The sequence below is a fragment of the Streptomyces sp. NPDC006207 genome (assembly GCF_040613835.1).
Lineage (GTDB): Bacteria > Actinomycetota > Actinomycetes > Streptomycetales > Streptomycetaceae > Actinacidiphila.
In genome coordinates this window covers 1-20,940 of record NZ_JBEXSX010000104.1, presented here as the reverse complement: position 1 = coordinate 20,940, position 20,940 = coordinate 1, and the positions used below count along the sequence as shown (strand labels likewise).

19 protein-coding genes are annotated in these 20,940 nt (G+C 71.3%); 15 read left to right on the top strand and 4 right to left on the bottom strand.

What is annotated here, in order from left to right; genetic code table 11:
• Positions 1-122 precede the first annotated feature (122 nt).
• Positions 123-779, bottom strand: a complete 657-nt coding sequence (locus ABZ312_RS43050) for an MBL fold metallo-hydrolase (RefSeq protein WP_500327218.1) — start codon at positions 777-779, stop codon at positions 123-125.
• A gap of 4 nt (positions 780-783) precedes the next feature.
• Positions 784-1,515, bottom strand: coding sequence for a maleylpyruvate isomerase family mycothiol-dependent enzyme (locus tag ABZ312_RS43045; RefSeq protein WP_500327219.1), 732 nt, complete (start codon positions 1,513-1,515; stop codon positions 784-786).
• 209 nt (positions 1,516-1,724) lie between these two features.
• On the opposite strand from ABZ312_RS43045, the gene uvrA reads away from it, so the two are divergent.
• The 15 genes from uvrA to pgi all read left to right on the top strand — a co-directional run bounded on the left by uvrA (position 1,725) and on the right by pgi (position 19,301).
• Positions 1,725-4,640 (top strand): excinuclease ABC subunit UvrA, encoded by a 2,916-nt coding sequence (gene uvrA / locus ABZ312_RS43040; RefSeq protein WP_500327221.1) that lies wholly within the window; start codon positions 1,725-1,727, stop codon positions 4,638-4,640.
• A 75-nt stretch (positions 4,641-4,715) separates the two neighbouring features.
• Complete coding sequence (locus ABZ312_RS43035; protein WP_499511243.1) at positions 4,716-5,135, top strand: Rieske (2Fe-2S) protein; 420 nt, start codon at positions 4,716-4,718, stop codon at positions 5,133-5,135.
• 39 nt (positions 5,136-5,174) lie between these two features.
• Entirely contained in the window at positions 5,175-7,220 is a 2,046-nt protein-coding gene (gene uvrC, locus ABZ312_RS43030) for an excinuclease ABC subunit UvrC (protein WP_499511242.1), read from the top strand.
• On the top strand, positions 7,217-8,140 hold the full coding sequence (gene rapZ / locus ABZ312_RS43025; protein ID WP_018557246.1) for an RNase adapter RapZ: 924 nt from the start codon (positions 7,217-7,219) through the stop codon (positions 8,138-8,140). The genes uvrC and rapZ overlap by 4 nt, the downstream gene beginning before the upstream one ends.
• Before the next feature lie 17 nt (positions 8,141-8,157).
• The gene (locus ABZ312_RS43020) at positions 8,158-9,144 is read left to right on the top strand and encodes a gluconeogenesis factor YvcK family protein (protein ID WP_500327222.1); all 987 of its coding nucleotides are present in this window, start codon (positions 8,158-8,160) and stop codon (positions 9,142-9,144) included.
• A complete protein-coding gene (gene whiA, locus ABZ312_RS43015) occupies positions 9,135-10,112 on the top strand; it encodes a DNA-binding protein WhiA (RefSeq protein WP_499511240.1) in 978 nt (325 codons plus the stop codon). Before ABZ312_RS43020 ends, whiA begins: the two co-directional genes overlap by 10 nt.
• Before the next feature lie 173 nt (positions 10,113-10,285).
• Complete coding sequence (gap, locus tag ABZ312_RS43010) at positions 10,286-11,290, top strand: type I glyceraldehyde-3-phosphate dehydrogenase (protein WP_499511239.1); 1,005 nt, start codon at positions 10,286-10,288, stop codon at positions 11,288-11,290.
• Between the two features lie 129 nt (positions 11,291-11,419).
• Entirely contained in the window at positions 11,420-12,631 is a 1,212-nt protein-coding gene (locus ABZ312_RS43005; protein ID WP_500327225.1) for a phosphoglycerate kinase, read from the top strand.
• A gap of 4 nt (positions 12,632-12,635) precedes the next feature.
• Entirely contained in the window at positions 12,636-13,412 is a 777-nt protein-coding gene (gene tpiA / locus ABZ312_RS43000) for a triose-phosphate isomerase (RefSeq protein WP_500327227.1), read from the top strand.
• Between the two features lie 122 nt (positions 13,413-13,534).
• Complete coding sequence (gene secG / locus ABZ312_RS42995; protein ID WP_018557252.1) at positions 13,535-13,771, top strand: preprotein translocase subunit SecG; 237 nt, start codon at positions 13,535-13,537, stop codon at positions 13,769-13,771.
• Between the two features lie 163 nt (positions 13,772-13,934).
• Positions 13,935-14,270, top strand: coding sequence for an RNA polymerase-binding protein RbpA (locus ABZ312_RS42990; protein WP_361803309.1), 336 nt, complete (start codon positions 13,935-13,937; stop codon positions 14,268-14,270).
• Between the two features lie 111 nt (positions 14,271-14,381).
• Positions 14,382-15,362 (top strand): N-acetylglucosamine kinase, encoded by a 981-nt coding sequence (locus ABZ312_RS42985; RefSeq protein WP_500327229.1) that lies wholly within the window; start codon positions 14,382-14,384, stop codon positions 15,360-15,362.
• 131 nt (positions 15,363-15,493) lie between these two features.
• Positions 15,494-16,261, top strand: coding sequence for a sugar isomerase domain-containing protein (locus tag ABZ312_RS42980; RefSeq protein ID WP_500327231.1), 768 nt, complete (start codon positions 15,494-15,496; stop codon positions 16,259-16,261).
• 78 nt (positions 16,262-16,339) lie between these two features.
• On the top strand, positions 16,340-17,593 hold the full coding sequence (locus ABZ312_RS42975) for an MFS transporter (protein WP_500440048.1): 1,254 nt from the start codon (positions 16,340-16,342) through the stop codon (positions 17,591-17,593).
• A gap of 46 nt (positions 17,594-17,639) precedes the next feature.
• Positions 17,640-19,301, top strand: a complete 1,662-nt coding sequence (gene pgi / locus ABZ312_RS42970; RefSeq protein ID WP_500327234.1) for a glucose-6-phosphate isomerase — start codon at positions 17,640-17,642, stop codon at positions 19,299-19,301.
• 87 nt (positions 19,302-19,388) lie between these two features.
• On the opposite strand, the gene pgl is transcribed toward pgi, so the two are convergent.
• Together pgl and ABZ312_RS42960 are read right to left on the bottom strand one after the other, a co-directional pair.
• Entirely contained in the window at positions 19,389-20,171 is a 783-nt protein-coding gene (pgl, locus tag ABZ312_RS42965; RefSeq protein WP_500327236.1) for a 6-phosphogluconolactonase, read from the bottom strand.
• Positions 20,168-20,940: glucose-6-phosphate dehydrogenase assembly protein OpcA (locus ABZ312_RS42960; RefSeq protein ID WP_500440047.1), on the bottom strand; the 773-nt coding region annotated here is incomplete at its 5' end. The genes ABZ312_RS42960 and pgl, both read right to left, overlap by 4 nt.

Sequence of the window (20,940 nt, the reverse complement as noted above, 5' to 3'; positions counted from 1 at the left end):
AAAAACCTTGTGTTGTGTGAGTTTTTTTTTTTTACCGAGTTGACATTTACCTAACGCCGGGGCCACCACCCCGGCCGGGGGGGGGGGGGGGGGCCCCCGCGGGGCCCCCCCCCACGGAGCCGCTACCAGCCCCGCTCGCGCCATTCGTCGAGGTGGGGGCGCTCGTCGCCGAGCGTGGTGTCCTTGCCGTGGCCGGGGTAGACCCAGGTCTCGTCCGGGAGCCGGTCGAAGAGCTTGGCCTTGACCCCCTCGAACAGGCTCGTGAAGTGGTCCGGGTTGTTGTGCGTGTTGCCCACGCCGCCGGGGAAGAGGCAGTCCCCCGTGAAGATGTGCGGGTGCCCGTGGGGGTCGTCGTAGATCAGGACGATGCTGCCGGGCGTGTGGCCCACCAGGTGCCGGGCGGTGAGCTCGACCCGGCCGACCCGGATCCGGTCGCCGTCCTCGACCGGCACGTCGGTGGGGACGGGGATCCCCTCGGCGTCGTGGCGGCCCGCGTAGGTACGGGCACCGGTCGCGTCGACCACGGCCTGCAGCGCCTGCCAGTGGTCTGCGTGCCGGTGCGTGGTGACGACGGACGCGAGACCGTCGTTGCCGGCGACTTCCACGAGCGTGTGCGCGTCGTTCGCCGCGTCGACGAGCAGCTGCTCGTCGGTGGCGCGGCAGCGCAGCACGTACGCGTTGTTGTCCATGGGGCCGACCGCGACCTTGGTGATGATGAGGTCCTTGAGTTCGTGCACGTCGGGCGCGCCCCCGACCGTGACCTCGCCGCTGTACGTCATGGCGTCAGCCTAGTGGCGGCAGCACCGGCAGGGGTACGTCGGGCAGGGCGGTCAGGCCCTCGCCGTCGGAGCGGCCGCTGACCCAGGCGAGCAGGGCGTGCCGCGGCCCGCCGACGGTGAGTTCGGGCTCGTTCGCGGCGCCGATCACCCACTTCTCGCCGCTGTCGGTGTCGTGGATGCGGACGGCGGCGACGCCCTCGTGGCCGGACAGGTCGTCGATGATGGCGCCGAGCTCCCGTGCCGCGAAGTCCCCGGGGAGGTGCGCGCAGGTGTACTCCAGGCCGAGGTCGACGTGGTGGAAGTAGATCTCCATGAGCCGGAGGTACGGGATCTCGGCCGCGGCGACCACCCGGCCGGAGCGCATGACGACCTGCGCGGCCCAGTTCTGGGGCGGGAGCTCCTCGATGGCCAGGGCCAGCCTGTCCGCGGAGACGCGCAGGTCGTCGAGGTGCTCCGCGAGCGTGCGGCCGGCACCCTCCTCGATGTCCTTGTTGCGGCCGTCGGTGCTCTCGTACTGCGGGGTCTCCTCGCCGGTGCGCGCCCAGATCATCAGGTTCACCAGGGAGTCGGCGTTGCGCGCCAGGTGGGCCAGCACGTGGCCGCGGGTCCAGCCCGGCAGCCGCGACGGCTCGGCGACGCACGCCGGGGGCATGGCGGCCACGGTCTCGATCAGTCGTTCGGTGGCCTCTCGGAGTTCGGCCGCATCGTGGTCGGGGTCGGGTCGTTGGACAGACACGGAGCCTCCTGGTCGGACCGATCGACGTCTCCACGGAGACGCTAGCGCGGGACACTCATTCGGGTGAAGCTGCCGCACCGATGCCGGAAATCGAATGTGCGTGCTATAGGCTCGCTATCAACGCAACCGGAAGAAAACTCGTCGGCGCCCCGTTTAGGCTGTCTGGGGGTGCTGTCCCCTTGTCTGTCTTTTGAAAGGTGCGCACTGGCGTGGCCGATCGTCTCACCGTCCGTGGCGCTCGCGAGCACAATCTGAAGAACGTCTCGCTCGACCTGCCACGGGACTCGCTCATCGTGTTCACCGGCCTCTCCGGGTCGGGTAAGTCCTCCCTGGCGTTCGACACGATCTTCGCCGAGGGCCAGCGTCGTTACGTGGAGTCGCTCTCCTCCTACGCACGGCAGTTCCTGGGCCAGATGGACAAGCCGGACGTCGACTTCATCGAGGGCCTGTCGCCCGCGGTCTCGATCGACCAGAAGTCCACCTCGCGCAACCCGCGCTCGACGGTCGGCACGATCACCGAGGTCTACGACTACCTCCGTCTGCTCTTCGCCCGCATCGGCAAGCCGCACTGCCCCGAGTGCGGCCGGCCCATCTCCCGGCAGTCGCCCCAGGCGATCGTGGACCGGGTGCTGGAGCTGGAGGAGGGGTCCCGCTTCCAGGTGCTCTCGCCGCTGGTGCGCGAGCGCAAGGGCGAGTTCGCCGACCTCTTCGCCGACCTGCAGACCAAGGGCTACAGCCGGGCCCGGGTGGACGGCGCGACCGTCCAGCTGACCGATCCGCCGAAGCTGAAGAAGCAGGAGAAGCACACCATCGAGGTAGTCATCGACCGCCTCACCGTCAAGGAGAGCGCCAAGCGCCGGCTGACCGACTCGGTCGAGACCGCCCTGGGCCTCTCCGGCGGCATGGTGATCCTGGACTTCGTCGACCTCCCCGAGGACGACCCGCAGCGCGAGCGGATGTTCTCCGAGCACCTGTACTGCCCGTACGACGACCTGTCCTTCGAGGAGCTGGAGCCGCGCTCCTTCTCCTTCAACTCGCCCTTCGGCGCCTGCCCCGAGTGCACCGGCATCGGCACCCGCATGGAGGTCGACCCGGAGCTCATCGTCCCCGACGAGGACAAGTCCCTCGACGAGGGCGCCATCGCCCCCTGGTCGCTCGGCCACACCCGGGACTACTTCCAGCGCCTGGTCGGCGCGCTCGCCGACGAGCTGGGCTTCCGCACCGACATCCCCTGGGCGGGGCTGCCGCAGCGGGCGAAGAAGGCCCTGCTCAACGGCCACAAGACGCAGATCGCGGTGCGCTACCGCAACCGTTACGGGCGCGAGCGTTCCTACACCACCTCCTTCGAGGGCGCGATCCCCTTCGTCCGGCGCCGGCACGCGGAGTCCGAGAGCGACTCCAGCCGCGAGCGCTTCGAGGGGTACATGCGCGAGGTGCCCTGCCCGACCTGTGAGGGGACCCGCCTCAAGCCGATCGTGCTGGCGGTCACCGTCCAGGGGAGGTCCATCGCCGAGGTCGCCGCGATGTCCATCAGCGACTGCGCGGAGTTCCTGCGCGGCATGAAGCTGAGCGCGCGCGAGAAGACCATCGCCGAGCGGGTGCTCAAGGAGGTCAACGAGCGGCTGCGCTTCCTGGTCGACGTCGGCCTGGACTACCTCTCGCTCAACCGCGCGGCCGGCACGCTCTCCGGCGGCGAGGCCCAGCGCATCCGGCTGGCCACGCAGATCGGCTCGGGCCTGGTGGGCGTGCTCTACGTGCTGGACGAGCCGTCCATCGGCCTCCACCAGCGCGACAACCACCGGCTCATCGAGACCCTGGTGCGGCTGCGCGACCTCGGCAACACCCTGATCGTGGTGGAGCACGACGAGGACACCATCAAGACCTCCGACTGGGTGGTGGACATCGGCCCGGGTGCGGGTGAGCACGGCGGCAAGGTGGTGCACAGCGGTTCGCTCAAGGACCTGCTGCGCAACAAGGAGTCGCTGACCGGCCAGTACCTGGCGGGCAAGCGCCAGATCCCGATCCCGGACATGCGCCGCCCGGTCGACGGGGAGCGCCGGCTGACCGTGCACGGCGCCCGGGAGAACAACCTGCGGGACATCGACGTGTCCTTCCCGCTGGGTGTCTTCACGGCCGTCACCGGGGTCTCCGGCTCCGGGAAGTCCACCCTGGTCAACGACATCCTCTACACCCACCTGGCCCGTGAGCTGAACGGCGCCCGGGGCGTCCCGGGCCGGCACACCCGGGTCGACGGGGACGACCTGGTCGACAAGGTGGTCCATGTCGACCAGTCGCCGATCGGCCGCACCCCGCGGTCCAACCCGGCCACGTACACCGGCGTCTTCGACCACGTCCGCAGGCTCTTCGCGGAGACGATGGAGGCGAAGGTGCGCGGCTACCTGCCGGGCCGCTTCTCCTTCAACGTCAAGGGCGGCCGCTGCGAGAACTGCTCCGGCGACGGCACCATCAAGATCGAGATGAACTTCCTCCCGGACGTCTACGTGCCGTGCGAGGTCTGCCACGGTGCCCGGTACAACCGGGAGACCCTGGAGGTCCACTACAAGGGCAAGTCCATCGCCGAGGTCCTGGACATGCCGATCTCCGAGGCGCTGGACTTCTTCGAGGCCGTCCCGACGATCGCGCGTCACCTGCGCACCCTCACCGAGGTCGGGCTGGGCTACGTCCGGCTGGGCCAGTCCGCGACGACCCTTTCCGGTGGTGAGGCGCAGCGCGTGAAGCTCGCCTCCGAGCTGCAGAAGCGCTCCACCGGCCGCACGGTCTACGTGTTGGACGAGCCGACCACGGGTCTGCACTTCGAGGACATCAGCAAGCTGATCAAGGTGCTCTCCGGGCTGGTCGAGAAGGGCAACACCGTGGTCGTCATCGAGCACAACCTCGATGTGATCAAGACGGCCGACTGGGTGATCGACATGGGCCCCGAGGGCGGCAGCGGCGGCGGTCTGGTGATCGCCGAGGGCACTCCCGAGCAGGTGGCGGGGGTGGGGGCGAGCCACACCGGCAAGTTCCTCAGGGACCTCCTGGGCGCCGAGCGGATCTCCGACGCCCCGCCGGTCCCGGCCAAGAAGCGGGCTGCCCCGCGGAAGCGGGCGGCGGCGAAGGCCTGACAGCCGGCTCAGAGTTTCGGCACGTAAGGTGCAGCTTTCAAGCTCTTTTCCTTACGTGCCGAAACGGAGCCCCTCATGGCCGACATCACCGACCTGCCCCCCTGCCGCCGTACCGTCCTGAAGGGCGCGGCCCTCGTGGGCGTCGCCGGGGTCGGCCTCACCGCCTGCGGCGGCTCCGGCAGCACGGTCTCCGACGGCCCCGTCGAGCTGGGCGCGGCCACCGAGGTCCCGGTCGGCGGCGCCAAGCTCTACCGCGAGGCCAAGATAGTCGTCGCGCAGCCCACGCAGGGCAGCTACCAGGCGTTCAGCGCCGTGTGCACCCACCAGGGCTGCACCTGCGACAAGGTCGAGGGCACCGCCCTGTCCTGCCCCTGCCACGGCAGCGTCTTCGACGCCGCCACCGGCGCCGTCCGCAACGGCCCGGCGACCAAGCCGCTGACCAAGGTCGACGTCCAGGTCAAGGAGGGCAAGCTCGTCGCCGTGACCGGGGCCTGAGACGGCGGGAATGTCACCGTCAATCAGTAGGGTGGGGGCATGGCCGATCCCTCCAGCTACCGCCCCAAGCCGGGACAGATTCCGGACTCCCCCGGGGTGTACAAGTTCCGGGACCAGCACGGCCGGGTGATCTACGTCGGGAAGGCGAAGAGCCTGCGCCAGCGGCTCTCCTCGTACTTCCAGGACGTCGCGAACCTGCACCAGCGCACCCGCACGATGGTCACCACCGCCGCCTCCGTGGAATGGACGGTGGTGACCACCGAGGTCGAGGCGCTGCAGCTGGAGTACTCCTGGATCAAGGAGTTCGACCCGCGCTTCAACGTGAAGTACCGGGACGACAAGAGCTATCCCTCGCTCGCCGTCACCCTGAACGAGGAGTTCCCCCGTGTCCAGGTGATGCGCGGCCCCAAGCGCAAGGGCGTGCGCTACTTCGGCCCCTACGCGCACGCCTGGGCGATCCGCGAGACCGTGGACCTGCTGCTGCGGGTCTTCCCCGTGCGCACCTGCTCCTCCGGGGTGTTCAAGCGTTCCGCGCAGATCGGCCGCCCCTGCCTGCTGGGTTACATCGGCAAGTGCTCGGCCCCCTGCGTCGGCCGGGTCAGCGCCGAGGAGCACCGCGAACTGGCCGAGGAGTTCTGCGACTTCATGGCCGGCCGCACCGGCACCTACCTGCGCCGCCTGGAGCAGCAGATGAGGGACGCGGCGGCCGCGATGGAGTACGAGAAGGCGGCCCGGCTCCGGGACGACATCGAGGCGCTCAAGCGCGCCCTGGAGAAGAACGCGGTCGTCCTCGCCGACGCCACCGACGCCGACCTGATCGCCGTCGCCGAGGACGAGCTGGAGGCCGCCGTCCAGATCTTCCACGTCCGCGGCGGCCGGGTGCGCGGTCAACGCGGCTGGGTCACCGACCGGGTCGAGGAGGTCGGCACCGCCGGGCTGGTCGAGCACGCCCTGCAGCAGCTGTACGGCGAGGAGCGGGGCGAGGGGGTGCCCAAGGAGGTGCTGGTGCCCGCGCTGCCCGACCCGTACGAGCCGGTCCAGCAGTGGCTCACCGAGCGCCGCGGCTCCCAGGTCAGCCTGCGGATACCGCAGCGCGGCGACAAGAAGGACCTGATGGCCACCGTGCAGCGCAACGCCCAGCAGGCGCTGGTGCTGCACAAGACCAGGCGCGCCTCCGACCTCACCACGCGCTCCCGCGCGCTGGAGGAGATCGCGCAGGCCCTGGACCTGGACTCGGCGCCGCTGCGCATCGAGTGCTTCGACATCTCCCACCTCCAGGGCGACGACGTCGTCGCCTCGATGGTGGTCTTCGAGGACGGACTGGCCCGCAAGAGCGAGTACCGCCGCTTCCAGATCAAGAGCTTCGCCGGCCAGGACGACGTGCGGTCGATGCACGAGGTGGTCTCCCGGCGCTTCCGCCGCTACCTGCTGGAGAAGCAGAAGACCGGGGAGTGGGTCGACGGGGACGGCGACGGTGGCGAGGAGGGCCCCGGCGAGGTCGCCGGCGGTCCCATCGACCCGGACACGGGCAGGCCGCGCAAGTTCGCCTACCCGCCGCAGCTGGTCGTCGTCGACGGCGGGCAGCCCCAGGTCGCCGCCGCCCAGCGGGCCCTGGAGGAGCTCGGCGTGGAGGACGTGGCCGTGTGCGGCCTCGCCAAGCGCCTGGAGGAGGTCTGGCTGCCCGGCGAGGACGACCCTGTGATCCTCCCGCGCACCAGCGAGGGCCTGTACCTGCTGCAGCGCGTCCGCGACGAGGCCCACCGCTTCGCCATCGCCTACCAGCGCAACAAGCGTTCCAAGTCGATGAAGGCCGGTGCCCTGGACGCGGTGCCGGGCCTCGGCGAGAGCCGCCGCCAGGCGCTGCTGAAGCACTTCGGCTCGCTCAAGCGGCTGCGGGCGGCCACGGTCGAGCAGATCTGCGAGGTCCCCGGGGTCGGCCTGCGCACCGCCGAGGCCGTGCTCGCCGCGCTGGCCGGGGCCGCCCCGGCCGGACCGGCGGTCAACACCGCCACAGGAGAGATCATCGAGGAAGAGGGGACGGCCGGTCCCGTGACCGTCCCCACGGAACGGGGGCACAGCTCATGAACGCGAACGACGGAGGCGGAGCACAGGTGACGACCGGAGGAGCGGGAGAGGCGGCCGAGGCCATCCCCGAACTCGTGATCATCTCGGGCATGTCGGGTGCCGGGCGCAGTCACGCGGCCAAGTGCCTGGAGGACCTCGGCTGGTTCGTCGTGGACAACCTGCCGCCGGCCCTCATCCCCACCATGGTCGACCTCGGCGCCCGCTCCCAGGGCAACGTGGCACGGATCGCCGTGGTCGTGGACGTCCGCGGCCGGCGCTTCTTCGACAACCTCCGCGAGTCCCTCGCGGACCTGGACTCCAAGGGCGTCAAGCGCCGGGTGCTCTTCCTCGAGGCCTCCGACGAGACGCTGGTGCGCCGTTTCGAGTCGGTGCGCCGCCCGCACCCGCTGCAGGGCGACGGGCGCATCGTCGACGGCATCGCCAAGGAGCGGGAGCTGCTGAGCGAGCTGCGCGGCGACGCCGACCTGGTGATCGACACCTCCAGCCTCAACGTCCACGAGCTGCGCGCCAAGATGGACGCCCAGTTCGCCGGCGAGGAGGAGCCGGAGCTGCGGGCCACCGTCATGTCCTTCGGCTTCAAGTACGGCCTCCCCGTCGACGCCGACCTGGTCGCGGACTGCCGCTTCCTGCCCAACCCGCACTGGGTGCCCGAGCTGCGGCCGTACACCGGTCTCAACGACGAGGTCGCCACCTACGTGTTCAACCAGCCCGGCGCCAAGGAGTTCCTCGACCGCTACGCCGAGTTGCTGCACATCGTCAACGCCGGCTACCGCCGCGAGGGCAAGCGCTACGTGACCATCGCGGTCGGCTGCACCGGTGGCAAGCACCGCAGCGTCGCCATGTCCGAGCGCCTGGCCGCGCGACTGTCCGCCGACGGAGTGGAGACGGTGGTCGTCCACCGGGACATGGGGCGCGAGTGATCAGGACGACGCGGCGCTTGCGCCGGTCGGCAGGGCGCAGCGGGGCCACGCCCAAGGTCGTGGCATTGGGAGGCGGGCACGGACTGTCCGCCTCCCTGTCGGCTCTGCGGCGCATCACCCAGGACCTGACCGCGGTGGTCACGGTCGCCGACGACGGCGGCTCCAGCGGCCGCCTGCGCCAGGAGATGGGGGTGCTGCCGCCCGGCGACCTGCGCAAGGCGCTGGCCGCGCTGTGCGGCGACGACGAGTGGGGCCGCACCTGGTCCCAGGTCGTCCAGCACCGCTTCGTCAGCCAGGGCGAGCTGCACGGCCACGCCGTGGGCAACCTGCTGATCGTGGCGCTGTGGGAGCAGCTCGGTGACCCCGTGGCGGCCCTGGAGTGGGTGGGCCGGCTCCTCGGCGCCCACGGCAGGGTGCTGCCCATGTCCGCGGTGCCGCTGGAGCTCACGGCCACGGTGCGCGGTCACGACCCGGCGGAGCCGGACGAGGTCACGACCGTGCACGGCCAGGCCACCGTCGCCCTCACCCCCGGTGAGGTGCAGGAGGTGCAGTTGGTGCCGCACGACCCGCCGGCCGTCCCCGAGGCGGTGCAGTCCGTGCTCGACGCGGACTGGGTGGTGCTCGGCCCCGGATCCTGGTTCTCCTCCGTGATGCCCCACCTGCTGGTGCCCGATCTGGTGTCCGCGCTCATGGAGACCCGGGCCCGCAAGGTGCTCGCGCTCAACCTCGCGCCGCAACCTGGTGAGACCGAGGGCTTTTCTCCGCAGCGTCACTTGGAGGTTTTGGCCCGACACGCCCCTAAACTCACCATCGACGTGGTGCTGGCCGACGAGGCCGCCGTGCTCGACCGCGACAGCCTCATACAGGCAGCCGAGCGGTTGTCGGGCACGGTGGAGCTGGCCCGGGTCGCCGCCCCCGACGGGCCGCGGCACGATCCGGAACTGCTGGCGGCCGCGTTCGACCGGATTTTTCGTATGCATGGAAGGATCGGCCCATGGCGATGACGGCAGCGGTGAAGGACGAGATCTCCCGGCTTCCCGTCACCCGGACCTGCTGCCGCAAGGCGGAGGTCTCGGCGATCCTGAGGTTCGCGGGCGGACTGCACCTGGTCAGCGGACGCATCGTGATCGAGGCGGAGCTGGACACCGGGATCGCCGCCCGCAGACTGCGCAAGGACGTCCTGGAGATCTTCGGGCACTCCTCCGACCTGGTGGTCATGGCGCCCGGCGGGCTGCGCCGCGGCAGCCGGTACGTGGTGCGGGTGGTCGCCGGCGGTGACCAGCTGGCCCGCCAGACCGGGCTCGTGGACGGCCGCGGCCGTCCCATCCGGGGCCTGCCCCCGCAGGTCGTCTCCGGGGCCACCTGTGACGCCGAGGCCGCCTGGCGCGGGGCGTTCCTGGCCCACGGCTCGCTGACCGAGCCGGGCCGTTCCTCGTCCCTGGAGGTCACCTGCCCCGGCCCCGAGGCGGCCCTTGCCCTGGTCGGCGCCGCCCGCCGGCTGCAGATCGCCGCCAAGGCGCGCGAGGTGCGGAACGTCGACCGCGTGGTCGTCCGTGACGGTGACGCCATCGGCGCGCTGTTGACGCGGCTCGGCGCGCACGAGTCGGTGCTGGCGTGGGAGGAGCGGCGGATGCGGCGCGAGGTGCGCGCCACCGCCAACCGGCTCGCCAACTTCGACGACGCGAACCTGCGCCGCTCGGCCCGCGCCGCGGTGGCCGCGGGTGCGCGGGTGCAGCGGGCGCTGGAGATCCTCGGCGACGAGGTGCCCGAGCACCTCGCGGCGGCCGGCCGGCTGCGCATGGACCACAAGCAGGCCTCGCTGGAGGAACTGGGCTCGCTCGCCGAACCGCCGCTCACCAAGGACGCGGTGGCGGGCCGGATCCGGCGCCTGCTGGCGATGGCCGACAAGCGCGCCTCGGACCTCGGCATCCCGGGCACCGAGTCCAACCTGACCGAGGAGATGGTGGGCTGAACCCGCCGCGGCCCGCCCGCCCCGTCCGGTTACCGTTCCGTACGGCGGGCACCCGTGGCGCCGATGTCACCGCCGGGTGCCCGGGGAGGTAGGGTCGTCCTTGGTCGGGGACATCCCAATACGTCGCAGCCGGAGCGAAATGGCCTCCGGCACACCAGCGAGGAGATCGGTTCGTGACGATCCGCGTAGGCATCAACGGCTTTGGTCGCATCGGTCGAAACTTCTTCCGTGCCGCCCTGGACCAGGGTGCGGACATCGAGATCGTGGCTGTCAACGACCTGGGTGACACGGCCACCACCGCGCACCTGCTCAAGTACGACACGATCCTGGGCCGCCTGAAGGCCGAGGTCACGCACACCGCCGACTCCATCACCGTCGACGGCCACACCATCAAGGTGCTGTCCGAGCGCAACCCCGCCGACATCCCGTGGGGCGAGCTCGGCGTCGACATCGTGATCGAGTCCACCGGCATCTTCACCAAGGCCGCCGACGCCAAGAAGCACCTCGACGGCGGCGCCAAGAAGGTCATCATCTCGGCGCCCGCCTCCGACGAGGACATCACCATCGTGATGGGCGTCAACAACGAGAAGTACGACCCGGCGAAGCACAACATCATCTCCAACGCGTCCTGCACCACCAACTGTGTGGCGCCGATGGCCAAGGTCCTCGACGAGAACTTCGGCATCGTCAAGGGTCTGATGACCACCGTGCACGCGTACACCAACGACCAGCGCATCCTGGACTTCCCGCACAAGGACCTGCGTCGCGCCCGTGCCGCCGCGGAGAACATCATCCCGACCTCGACGGGTGCCGCGAAGGCCACCGCCCTGGTGCTCCCGCAGCTGAAGGGCAAGCTGGACGGCATCGCCATGCGCGTCCCGGTCCCGACCGGCTCCGTGACCGACCTGGTCATCGAGCTCGAGCGCGAGGTCACCAAGGACGAGGTCAACGCGGCCTTCCAGAAGGCCGCCGAGGGCCAGCTCAAGGGCATCCTGGAGTACACCGAGGACCCGATCGTCTCGTCGGACATCGTCAACTGGCCGGCCTCCTGCACCTTCGACTCCTCGCTGACGATGGCGCAGGGCAAGCAGGTCAAGGTCATCGGCTGGTACGACAACGAGTGGGGTTACTCCAACCGCCTCGTCGACCTGACCGTCTTCGTCGGCGGCCAGCTCTGACACCCGCTCGACCGCCCGCCATGCGATGAGGACAGGGTCCGGACGACGTGCCGTCGTCCGGGCCCTGTCCCATGACGTGGCGGTCGGAGCGATCCGACCAGTCAGGACCAAGGCAGGGGAGCCTCCACCATGAAGACGATCGACGAACTCGTCGACGAGGGGGTCGGCGGCAAGCGCGTGTTCGTGCGCGCCGACCTCAACGTGCCGCTGTCCGGCACGACCATCACCGACGACGGCCGCATCCGCGCCGTCGTACCGACCATCGCCAAGCTGGCCGAGGCCGGCGCCAAGGTGATCGTCGCCTCCCACCTGGGCCGCCCCAAGGGCGCGCCCGACCCGCAGTTCTCGCTCGCCCCCGTCGCGGCGCGTCTGGGTGAACTCCTGGGCACGCAGGTGGCGTTCGCGACCGACACGGTCGGCGAGAGCGCCCGCGGGACGGTGGACGCCCTCACCGACGGCTCGGTGGCGCTGCTGGAGAACCTGCGCTTCAACCCGGGTGAGACCAGCAAGGACGACGCCGAGCGCGGCGCCTTCGCCGGGCAGCTGGCCGAGCTGGCCGAGCTGTACGTCGGTGACGGCTTCGGCGCGGTGCACCGCAAGCACGCCTCCGTGTACGACCTCCCGGCCCGGCTGCCGCACGCCGCGGGCCTGCTGATCGCCACCGAGGTCACCGTGCTGAAGAAGCTCACCGAGGACGTGTCCCGTCCGTACGCGGTGGTGCTCGGCGGCGCCAAGGTCTCCGACAAGCTGGGGGTCATCGACCACCTGCTGGAGCGTGCCGACCGGATCCTGATCGGCGGCGGTATGGTCTACACCTTCCTCAAGGCCCAGGGCCACGAGGTGGGCAACAGCCTGCTGCAGGAGGACCAGATCCCCGCGGTCACCGAGTACCTGGAGCGCGCGAAGGCCAAGGGCGTGGAGTTCGTGCTGCCCGTGGATGTCGTCGCCGCCCCGTCCTTCCCGGATCTGAAGAACCCGGTCGACACCAACCCGCTGGTCGTCGGCGTCGACGCCATCCCCGCCGACGTGCAGGGCCTGGACATCGGTCCGGAGTCCCGCAAGCTCTTCGCCTCGAAGCTCGCCGACGCGGCCACCGTCTTCTGGAACGGCCCGATGGGCGTCTTCGAGCACCCCGACTACGCCGAGGGCACCCGCGCGATCGCCCAGGCGCTGATCGACAGCCCCGCGTTCACCGTGGTCGGCGGCGGCGACTCGGCCGCGGCCGTCCGTATCCTGGGCTTCGACGAGAACGCTTTCGGCCACATCTCGACCGGTGGTGGCGCGAGCCTCGAGTACCTCGAGGGCAAGACGCTCCCCGGCCTCGCCGCACTGGAGGACTGACCCGATGACCTCGCGCACGCCGATCATGGCGGGCAACTGGAAGATGAACCTCAACCACCTCGAGGCCATCCACCACGTCCAGAAGCTCGCCTTCGCGCTCAACGACAAGGACTTCGACGCCGTCGAGGCCGTCGTACTGCCGCCCTTCACCGACCTCCGGGGGGTGCAGACCCTGATCGAGGCCGACAAGCTGAAGATCAAGTACGGCGCCCAGGACCTGTCGCCGCACGACTCCGGTGCCTACACCGGTGAGATCTCCGGCTCGATGCTGGCCAAGCTGAAGTGCTCGTACGTGGTCATCGGCCACTCGGAGCGCCGCCAGTACCACCACGAGACCGACGAGCAGGTGAACGCCAAGGTCAAGGCGGCGTTCCGGCACGAGCTGACGCCGATCGTCTGCGTCGGCGAGGGCCTGGACGTCCGCAAGGCCGGTGAGCAGGTGGCGTACACCCTCGCCCAGGTCGACGGCGCCCTGAAGGACGTCCCGGCCGAGCAGGCCGCGACCCTGGTCGTCGCCTACGAGCCGGTGTGGGCCATCGGCACCGGCGAGGTCGCCACCCCCGAGGACGCCCAGGAAGTCTGCGGGGCGATCCGCGGCCGTCTGGCCGAGCTGTACGGCCAGGAGGTGGCCGACGCGATCCGCATCCAGTACGGCGGCTCGGTCAAGGCCGGCAACATCGCGGCGATCATGGCGCAGCCGGACGTGGACGGCGCCCTGGTCGGCGGCGCGGCGCTGGACCCGGAGGAGTTCGTCAGGATCATCCGCTTCCGCGACCAGTAAGTTTCGCGGCAGTAGGCTGTCGGGCCCTGCCCGAAGTACTCTGTCGGGGGTCGGAGCGCTGCATAGCAGGCAGCGGCCCGGCCCCCGCGTCGTCCTAGGTCACCGAGAGAGTTGGTCCAGCTGTGGTCATCGGGTTCTCCATCGCCCTCATCATCTTCAGCCTGCTGCTGTTGCTGCTCGTGCTGATGCACAAGGGCAAGGGCGGCGGTCTGTCCGACATGTTCGGCGGCGGCATGCAGTCGTCCGTCGGCGGTTCCTCGGTGGCCGAGCGCAACCTCGACCGGATCACGGTTGTCATCGGTCTGCTGTGGTTTGCGTGCATTGTCGCCCTCGGGCTTCTGCTGAAGTTCCAGAAGTGACCGAGTCCCCGGCTTCCGGGGAGAAGTGACGCTTCGTCGTCGGCGCGACTTATCATGGGAGCGCGTCATGGGATACGGTGCCCTTTCCCCGCAGGCGCGGGGGGTGGACCGGTCTCCGTAAACTGGGCGACCTCGCAGCACCATCACGCAGGGAGTTACGACCGTGGCAAGTGGCAACGCGATCCGTGGCAGTCGGGTCGGGGCGGGGCCGATGGGAGAGGCCGAGCGGGGCGAGTCCGCGCCGCGCCTGCGCATCTCCTTCTGGTGCTCCAACGGGCACGAGACCCGGCCGAGTTTCGCGAGCGACGCGCAGATCCCGGAGACCTGGGACTGCCCTCGCTGCGGCTTCCCGGCCGGACAGGACGAGGAGAACCCCCCGGCGCCGCCGCGCACCGAACCGTACAAGACGCACCTGGCGTACGTGCGGGAGCGGCGCAGCGCGGCCGACGGCGAGGCGATCCTCGCCGAGGCGCTCGCCAAGCTGCGCGGCGAGATCTGAGCCGTACCGGCTGAAACTCCATGGGCCCGGCCCGCGAGGAAGACCCTTCTTTCGCGGCCGGGCCCGTCGCGTCCCTTCGACTGTGCGTAACCAAAACGTATACTCCGTGTCGTGTCTCTGGTGATCGGCATCGATGCGGGCGGAACCCGGACGCGCGCCTACCTGGCCGAGGCGGCGCGCGAAGGCGTGGTGCTCGGCGAGGGCGAGGGCGGGCCCGGCAACGCGATGACCGTCGAACGTGTGGCGCTGACGCAGCACCTCGCGGACGCCATCCGCGGCGCGGTCCCGGAGGACCGCAGAGGCGAGGTCACGTCCGTCGTGGGCGGCTTCGCCGGTGCGGCGGTCGGCACCGGCCCCGAGACGGGGCACGAACTGGCGACCTCCTGTCTGCGGGCGGCGCTCGACAGCCACGGCGTCGGCACGCCCGAGGTGACGGTCTGCGGCGACATCGAGGTCGCCTTCGCCTCCGCGCCGGGCACGCCGGCGGACGGTCTGGCCCTGGTCGCCGGGACGGGAGCCGTCGCCGCGCGGATCGAGAAGCGCCAGCAGACCCTCGTCGCGGACGGCAACGGCTGGTTGATCGGCGACGAGGGCAGCGGGTTCTGGCTGGGCCGTGAGGTCATGCGGGCCGCCCTGCGCGCGCTGGACGGGCGCGGGCCGTGGACGATCCTCGTCGAGGGCGTGCTCTCCCACTACATGGGTTCCCCCGGAGGCCCGTACCTCGCGCAGGAGCGTCCCGGCGGCCACGAGTGCCACGTGCTGCGCAACCGTCTGGTGCCGCTGGTGTACGCCGAACCCCCGGTCAGGCTGGCCCGGTTGAGCCCGCTCGCCGTCACCGCCGACCGGGACGGCGACGAGGTCGCCGGTTCCCTGCTGGACGACGCCGCGGACGAACTCGCCGCCACCGTAGCCGCGCTGGACCCGCGCCCGGGCGAACCCCTGGTCGTCACCGGCGGGCTGCTGGGCCCGACGGGGCCGTTGCTCGGCCGGGTGGTGGCCCGTGCCGAGGAGATGGACCTGGACGTCCAGCCGGTGCGCGACGGCGGCGCGGGCGCGCTGGCGTTGGCCCGGCTGCGGGTGAACGGGGACTGAGCGGGAGCGAACCGGACGGTTCGGGCGGCGCCGACAGGAGGCGTCCACCGGGGGATTGACGTGGACTAGACCTCTCGTCCATCGTTTCGGAGGAGCATCCGCCGGATCACTGGACTCAGGGGGAATCGGCCATGGCCGACGACGTGACGACCACCGCCGCACGCTTCGCCGACGAGGCGAGGACGGTCATCGACCGCGTGGTCGCCGGCAACAAGGACTCCGTGGCCGCCGCCGCCCGGCTGATCGCCGACTGCGTCGCCGCGGACGGCATCGTCCAGGCCTTCGGGACCGGCCACTCGCAGGCCACGGCGCTGGAGATCGCCGGACGTGCCGGTGGGCTCATCCCCACCAACCGCATCGGGCTGTCGGACCTGGTGCTCCGGGGCGGCGAGGACCTCTCGGTGCTCTCCGACCCGTTGCTGGAGCGGTCGCCGGGGCTCGGCAAGCGTCTGTACGAACTGGCCGCCCCGCATCCGCGGGACGTCTTCGTCGTCATCTCCAACTCCGGCGTCAACAACTCGATCGTCGACTTCGCCCTGCACGTGAAGGACGCCGGCCACCCGCTGATCGCCCTCACCTCGCTGCGGCACACCCGTTCCGTCCCGGCGCTGCACGCCGGTGGCAAGCGCCTGGCCGACGTCGCCGACGTCGTCCTGGACAACGGCGCGCCGACCGGCGACGCCCTGCTCCCGCTGCCCGACGGCGGCTCGCTGTGCGGGATCTCCACGATCACCTCGGCCATGCTCGTCCAGATGACCGTCGCCGAGGCCGTCGGCCTGATGACCGCCGAGGGCCACCAGGCACCGGTGTACGTCTCGGCCAACGTCCCCGGCGGCTTCGAGCGCAACCTCGTCCTGGAGCGCCACTACGGGGAGAGACTGCACCGCGGAGGGTTCTGACCTGCGCGGACGCTGCGTTGTCAGTGGCCCCCGCTACGGTCTGTGACGAAGGTCGAGGACCGGTGAGCGGGGGGATCCATGAGCGTCGGCATCGTGCAGGGCCGGGAGCGCACGCCGCAGTGGCGGGGCGGGTTCGGGCGGCTGTGGACGGCCGCGGCGGTCTCGCGGTTCGGTGACGGGCTGCGGGCGGCGGCGCTGCCGCTGCTCGCCGTGGGCCTGACCGACTCGCCGCTGCTGGTCTCGCTCGTCACCGCCGTCGGCTTCGTGCCCTGGCTCGTCTTCGGGCTGCTCGGCGGGGCGGTGGCCGACCGGGTGGACCAACGGCGCGCCATGTGGGCCGTGGACGCCGTGCGGGGCGCGCTCACGGCCGTCTTCGCGTTCGCGGTGTGGCTGGACCGGGCGGGCATCGCGTTGCTGCTCATGCTGGCGTTCGCGCTGACCACACTGCAGACCCTCTTCGACAACGCGGCGACCTCACTGCTGCCGGCGGTCGTCCCCTCCCGGTCCCTGGGCCGCGCCAACGCCCGCCTGATGACCGGTCAGACCATAGCCGCGACCTTCCTCGCCGCGCCGCTGGTTCCGGTGCTGTTCGGCCTCACGGCCGCGCTGCCGTTCGGGGTGGACGCCCTCACCTACGCGGTCGCGGCCGGGCTGGTGGCCTCGCTGCGGCTGCCCGCACCCGAACGGGCGGCGCGGGCCGCGGGCCGCACCATGCGGCAGGACATCGCCGAGGGCATACGGGTGCTGTGGCGGGACCGCGTGCTCCGGGCGCTGTGCACGGCCAACACCGTGGTCAACGTGGGCATCGGCGCCCTGGTGGCGACCCTCGTCCTCCAGGTCACCGGCTGGCTCCACGCCGGGCGCACGGGATACGCCCTCGTGCTGGTCGCCTACGGGGCGGGCAGCGTGGCCGGGGGAGCGGCCGCGGGGCGGCTCTCCGCGCTGCTGGGCGGCCGCGTCAGGAGCCTCGCGCCGGGCCTGGCACTCCAGGCCGGCTGCCTGGTCGTGGCCGGCACCGTGCGCTCCCTGCCGGTGACCGCGGCCGCCCTGGCCGTCTTCGGTGCCCTCGGCATGGTGTGGAACGTCAACGAGACCACCCTGATGCAGCAGCGCACGCCCGCGAAGTTGCTGGGCAGGGTGAGCGCGGCCATGCGCACCCTGGGAGTGGCGGGGGCTCCGCTCGGCGCCCTGCTGGGCGGCGCCGCGGCGCAGATCCTCGGGCCGAACACCCCGCTGCTGCTCGCGGCCGCCGTGCTGGGCTGCGCGTTGCCTGTTCTTCGTCCGATCGTCACCACGCCAGACGGCGGAGGTGAAACAACGGCGTGCAGGTAATCAACTAGTTTGGACCTGCAGCAGGAGGACGAGGAGAAGTGGACTGATGTCCGATACCAACACGCAGGGCCGAACCCGTCTCGACCAGCGGCCCGAGTGGCACGCGCTCGCCGAGCACCACGAGGAGCTGGGCGCGACCCACCTGCGGGAGCTGTTCGCCGCCGACCCGGACCGCGCCCGGCGCTACACCGTGCAGGTCGGCGATCTCCATCTGGACTACTCCAAGCACCTGGTGACCGACGAGACGCTGCGTCTGCTGCGCGACCTCGCGGCGGCCACCGGTGTCGCCGCACTGCGGGACGCCATGTTCAGCGGCGAGAAGATCAACGTCACCGAGGACCGCGCCGTGCTGCACACGGCGCTGCGCGCCCCGCAGTCGGCCGAGATCACGGTCGACGGCGTCAACGTGGTGCCCGGGGTCCACCACGTGCTCACCCGGATGGGGAGCTTCGCCAACTCCGTCCGCACGGGCAAGTGGGTCGGCTCGACCGGACGCCGCATCAAGAACGTGGTGAACATCGGGATCGGCGGCTCCGACCTGGGACCGGCGATGGCCTACGAGGTGCTGCGCGCGTTCACCGACCGCGGGCTCACCTTCCGGTTCGTCTCCAACGTGGACGGCGCCGACCTCCACGAGGCGCTGCACGGACTGGACCCCGCCGAGACGCTGTTCATCGTCGCGTCCAAGACGTTCACCACCATCGAGACCATCACCAACGCCACCTCGGCGCGCGAGTGGCTGCTCGACGGGCTCGGCGGTGACCAGGACGCGGTGCGCTTCCACTTCGTGGCGGTGTCCACGAACGCGGCGGAGGTCTCCAAGTTCGGCATCGACACCGACAACATGTTCGAGTTCTGGGACTGGGTCGGCGGGCGTTACTCGTACCCGTCCGCCATCGGGCTCTCGCTGATGATCGCCATCGGCGAGGAGCAGTTCCGGGAGATGCTGGCCGGCTTCCACCTCGTCGACGAGCACTTCCGCACCGCCCCTCCGGAGGCCAACGCGCCGCTGCTGATGGGTCTGCTGGGCGTCTGGTACGGGCAGTTCTTCGACGCGCAGGCGCACGCCGTCCTGCCGTACAGCCACTACCTGTCGAAGTTCACGGCCTACCTGCAGCAGCTCGACATGGAGTCCAACGGCAAGTACGTGGACCGCGAGGGACGGCCCGTCGACTGGCAGACCGGGCCGGTCGTGTGGGGCACGCCCGGCACCAACGGGCAGCACGCCTACTACCAGCTGCTGCACCAGGGCACGAAGTTCATCCCCGCGGACTTCATCGGCTTCGCCAACCCGGTCGAAGAGCTGGAGCCGGCCTTCGCCGCCCAGCACGACCTGCTGATGGCCAACTTCTTCGCCCAGACGCAGGCGCTGGCCTTCGGCAAGACCAGCGAGGAGGTCCGTGCCGAGGGCGTCCCGGAGGCGCAGGTCCCGCACCGCACCTTCCGCGGCAACCACCCGACGACGACCGTCCTCGCCAAGGAACTGACCCCGTCGGTGCTGGGGCAGCTGGTGGCGCTCTACGAGCACAAGGTCTTCGTACAGGGCGCGGTCTGGAACATCGACTCCTTCGACCAGTGGGGCGTCGAGCTGGGCAAGGTCCTCGCCAAGCGTGTGGAGCCCGCCCTGACCGAGGGAGCCGAGGTGCCCGGTCTTGACGCGTCCTCCAAGGCCCTCGTGGCCACCTACCGGTCGCTGCGCGGCCGCTGAGACGCCGCAGACGCGGTAGAAGGACGCCGGGCGGGCTCCTCGGAGCCCGCCCGGCGTCCTGTGTCGCGTCCCGCGCCGGTCACCGCCTCACGGGGAGGACGGCGGGTACAGCTGCGGGGGCAGCTTCGCGGCGGCCGTACGGTCCAGCAGCCACAGCGTGCGGGCCCGCCCATGGGCACCCGCCGCCGGGGCCTGGATCTCACCGGGCCCGGACAGGGCGATGGCCACGGCGCCCGCCTTGTCCTCGCCCGCCGCCAGCAGCCACACCTCGCGGGCGGCACGGATGGCGGGCAGGGTGAGCGAGATCCGGGTCGGCGGCGGCTTGGGGGAGCCGTGCACGCCCACGACCGTGCGCTCGGTCTCGCGGACCCCGGGGTGCCCGGGGAACAGCGAGGCCACGTGCGTGTCCGGCCCCACGCCGAGCATCAGCACGTCGAAGGAGGGCACCGGCCCGTGGTCCTCGGGACCGGCAGCCGCCGCCAGTTCCTGGGCGTAGGCCTCGGCAGCGGCGTCCGCGTCGTTGCCGAGCGGCCCGTCCGAGGGCGGCATGGGATGGACCCGCGCCGGGTCGACCGGAACCGCGTCGAGCAGCGCCTCACGGGCCTGGGTCTCGTTGCGCTCCGGATCGCCCGAGGGCAGGAACCGCTCGTCGCCCCACCACAGGTCCAGCCGCGCCCAGTCCACCGCGTCCCTGGCCGGCGAGGCGGCCAGGGCGGCGAGCAGGGCGTTGCCGTTGCGTCCGCCGGTGAGCACCACCGAGGCGGAGCCGCGGGCGGCCTGGGCGTCCACGATCTTCGTGATCAGCCGGGCCGCCGCGGCCTGCGCCATCAGTTCCTTGTCCCGGTGGACCACCACCTGGGGGGCGGTCACGTGACGGCCGCCTTGTCCGAACCGCCGTTCTGGGCCGGCCCCGCCCCCGCGGCGGCCGGCTCGGCGGCGTCCTCGGCGCGCCCCAGCCGGTCCACGCCGAACTTGACCGCGGCCGCGTACGCCTCGTCGGGATCGAGCCGGCGCAGCTCCTCGGCGATCAGGTCCGAGGTCGCCCGCCGCTGCAACGCCACGTGCCGGTCCGGCTGGCCGGGGATGGCGAGCTCGGCCAGGGCGCCGGTCGGCCGGTCCAGGCAGATCTCGCCGTCCGCGGTCGCCAGCCGTACGGCGGTGATGCCGGGGCCGTCGGAGACCTTCCGCCTGACGGGCACACCGAGCCGCCGGGCGAGCCACAGCCCGAGCAGCTCCGTGCTCGGGTTGTACGCCTCGCCCTCGACGACGGCGCCCTTGACCGCTGCCTCCTTCTGGTCCAAGGCCGCGGCCAGCACGCTGCGCCACGGGGTGATCCGGGTCCAGGCGAGGTCGGTGTCGCCGGGGGTGTACGTCTCGGCGCGCAGTCCCAGTGCGGCGACCGGGTCCTCGGTGGCCGCCGCGTCGGTGATCCGGCGGGCCGCGAGCTGGCCCAGCAGGTCCTCGGCGGGGTTCGCCGGGGCGTCCTCGGGCCACCAGACGACGACGGGGGCGTCGGGCAGCAGCAGCGGCAGCACGACGCTCTCGGCGTGGTCGGCGAGTTCGCCGTGGAGGCGGAGCAGGACGGTCTCGCCGGTGCCGGACTCGCCGCCGACGCGCACCTCGGCGTCGAGGCGGGCGC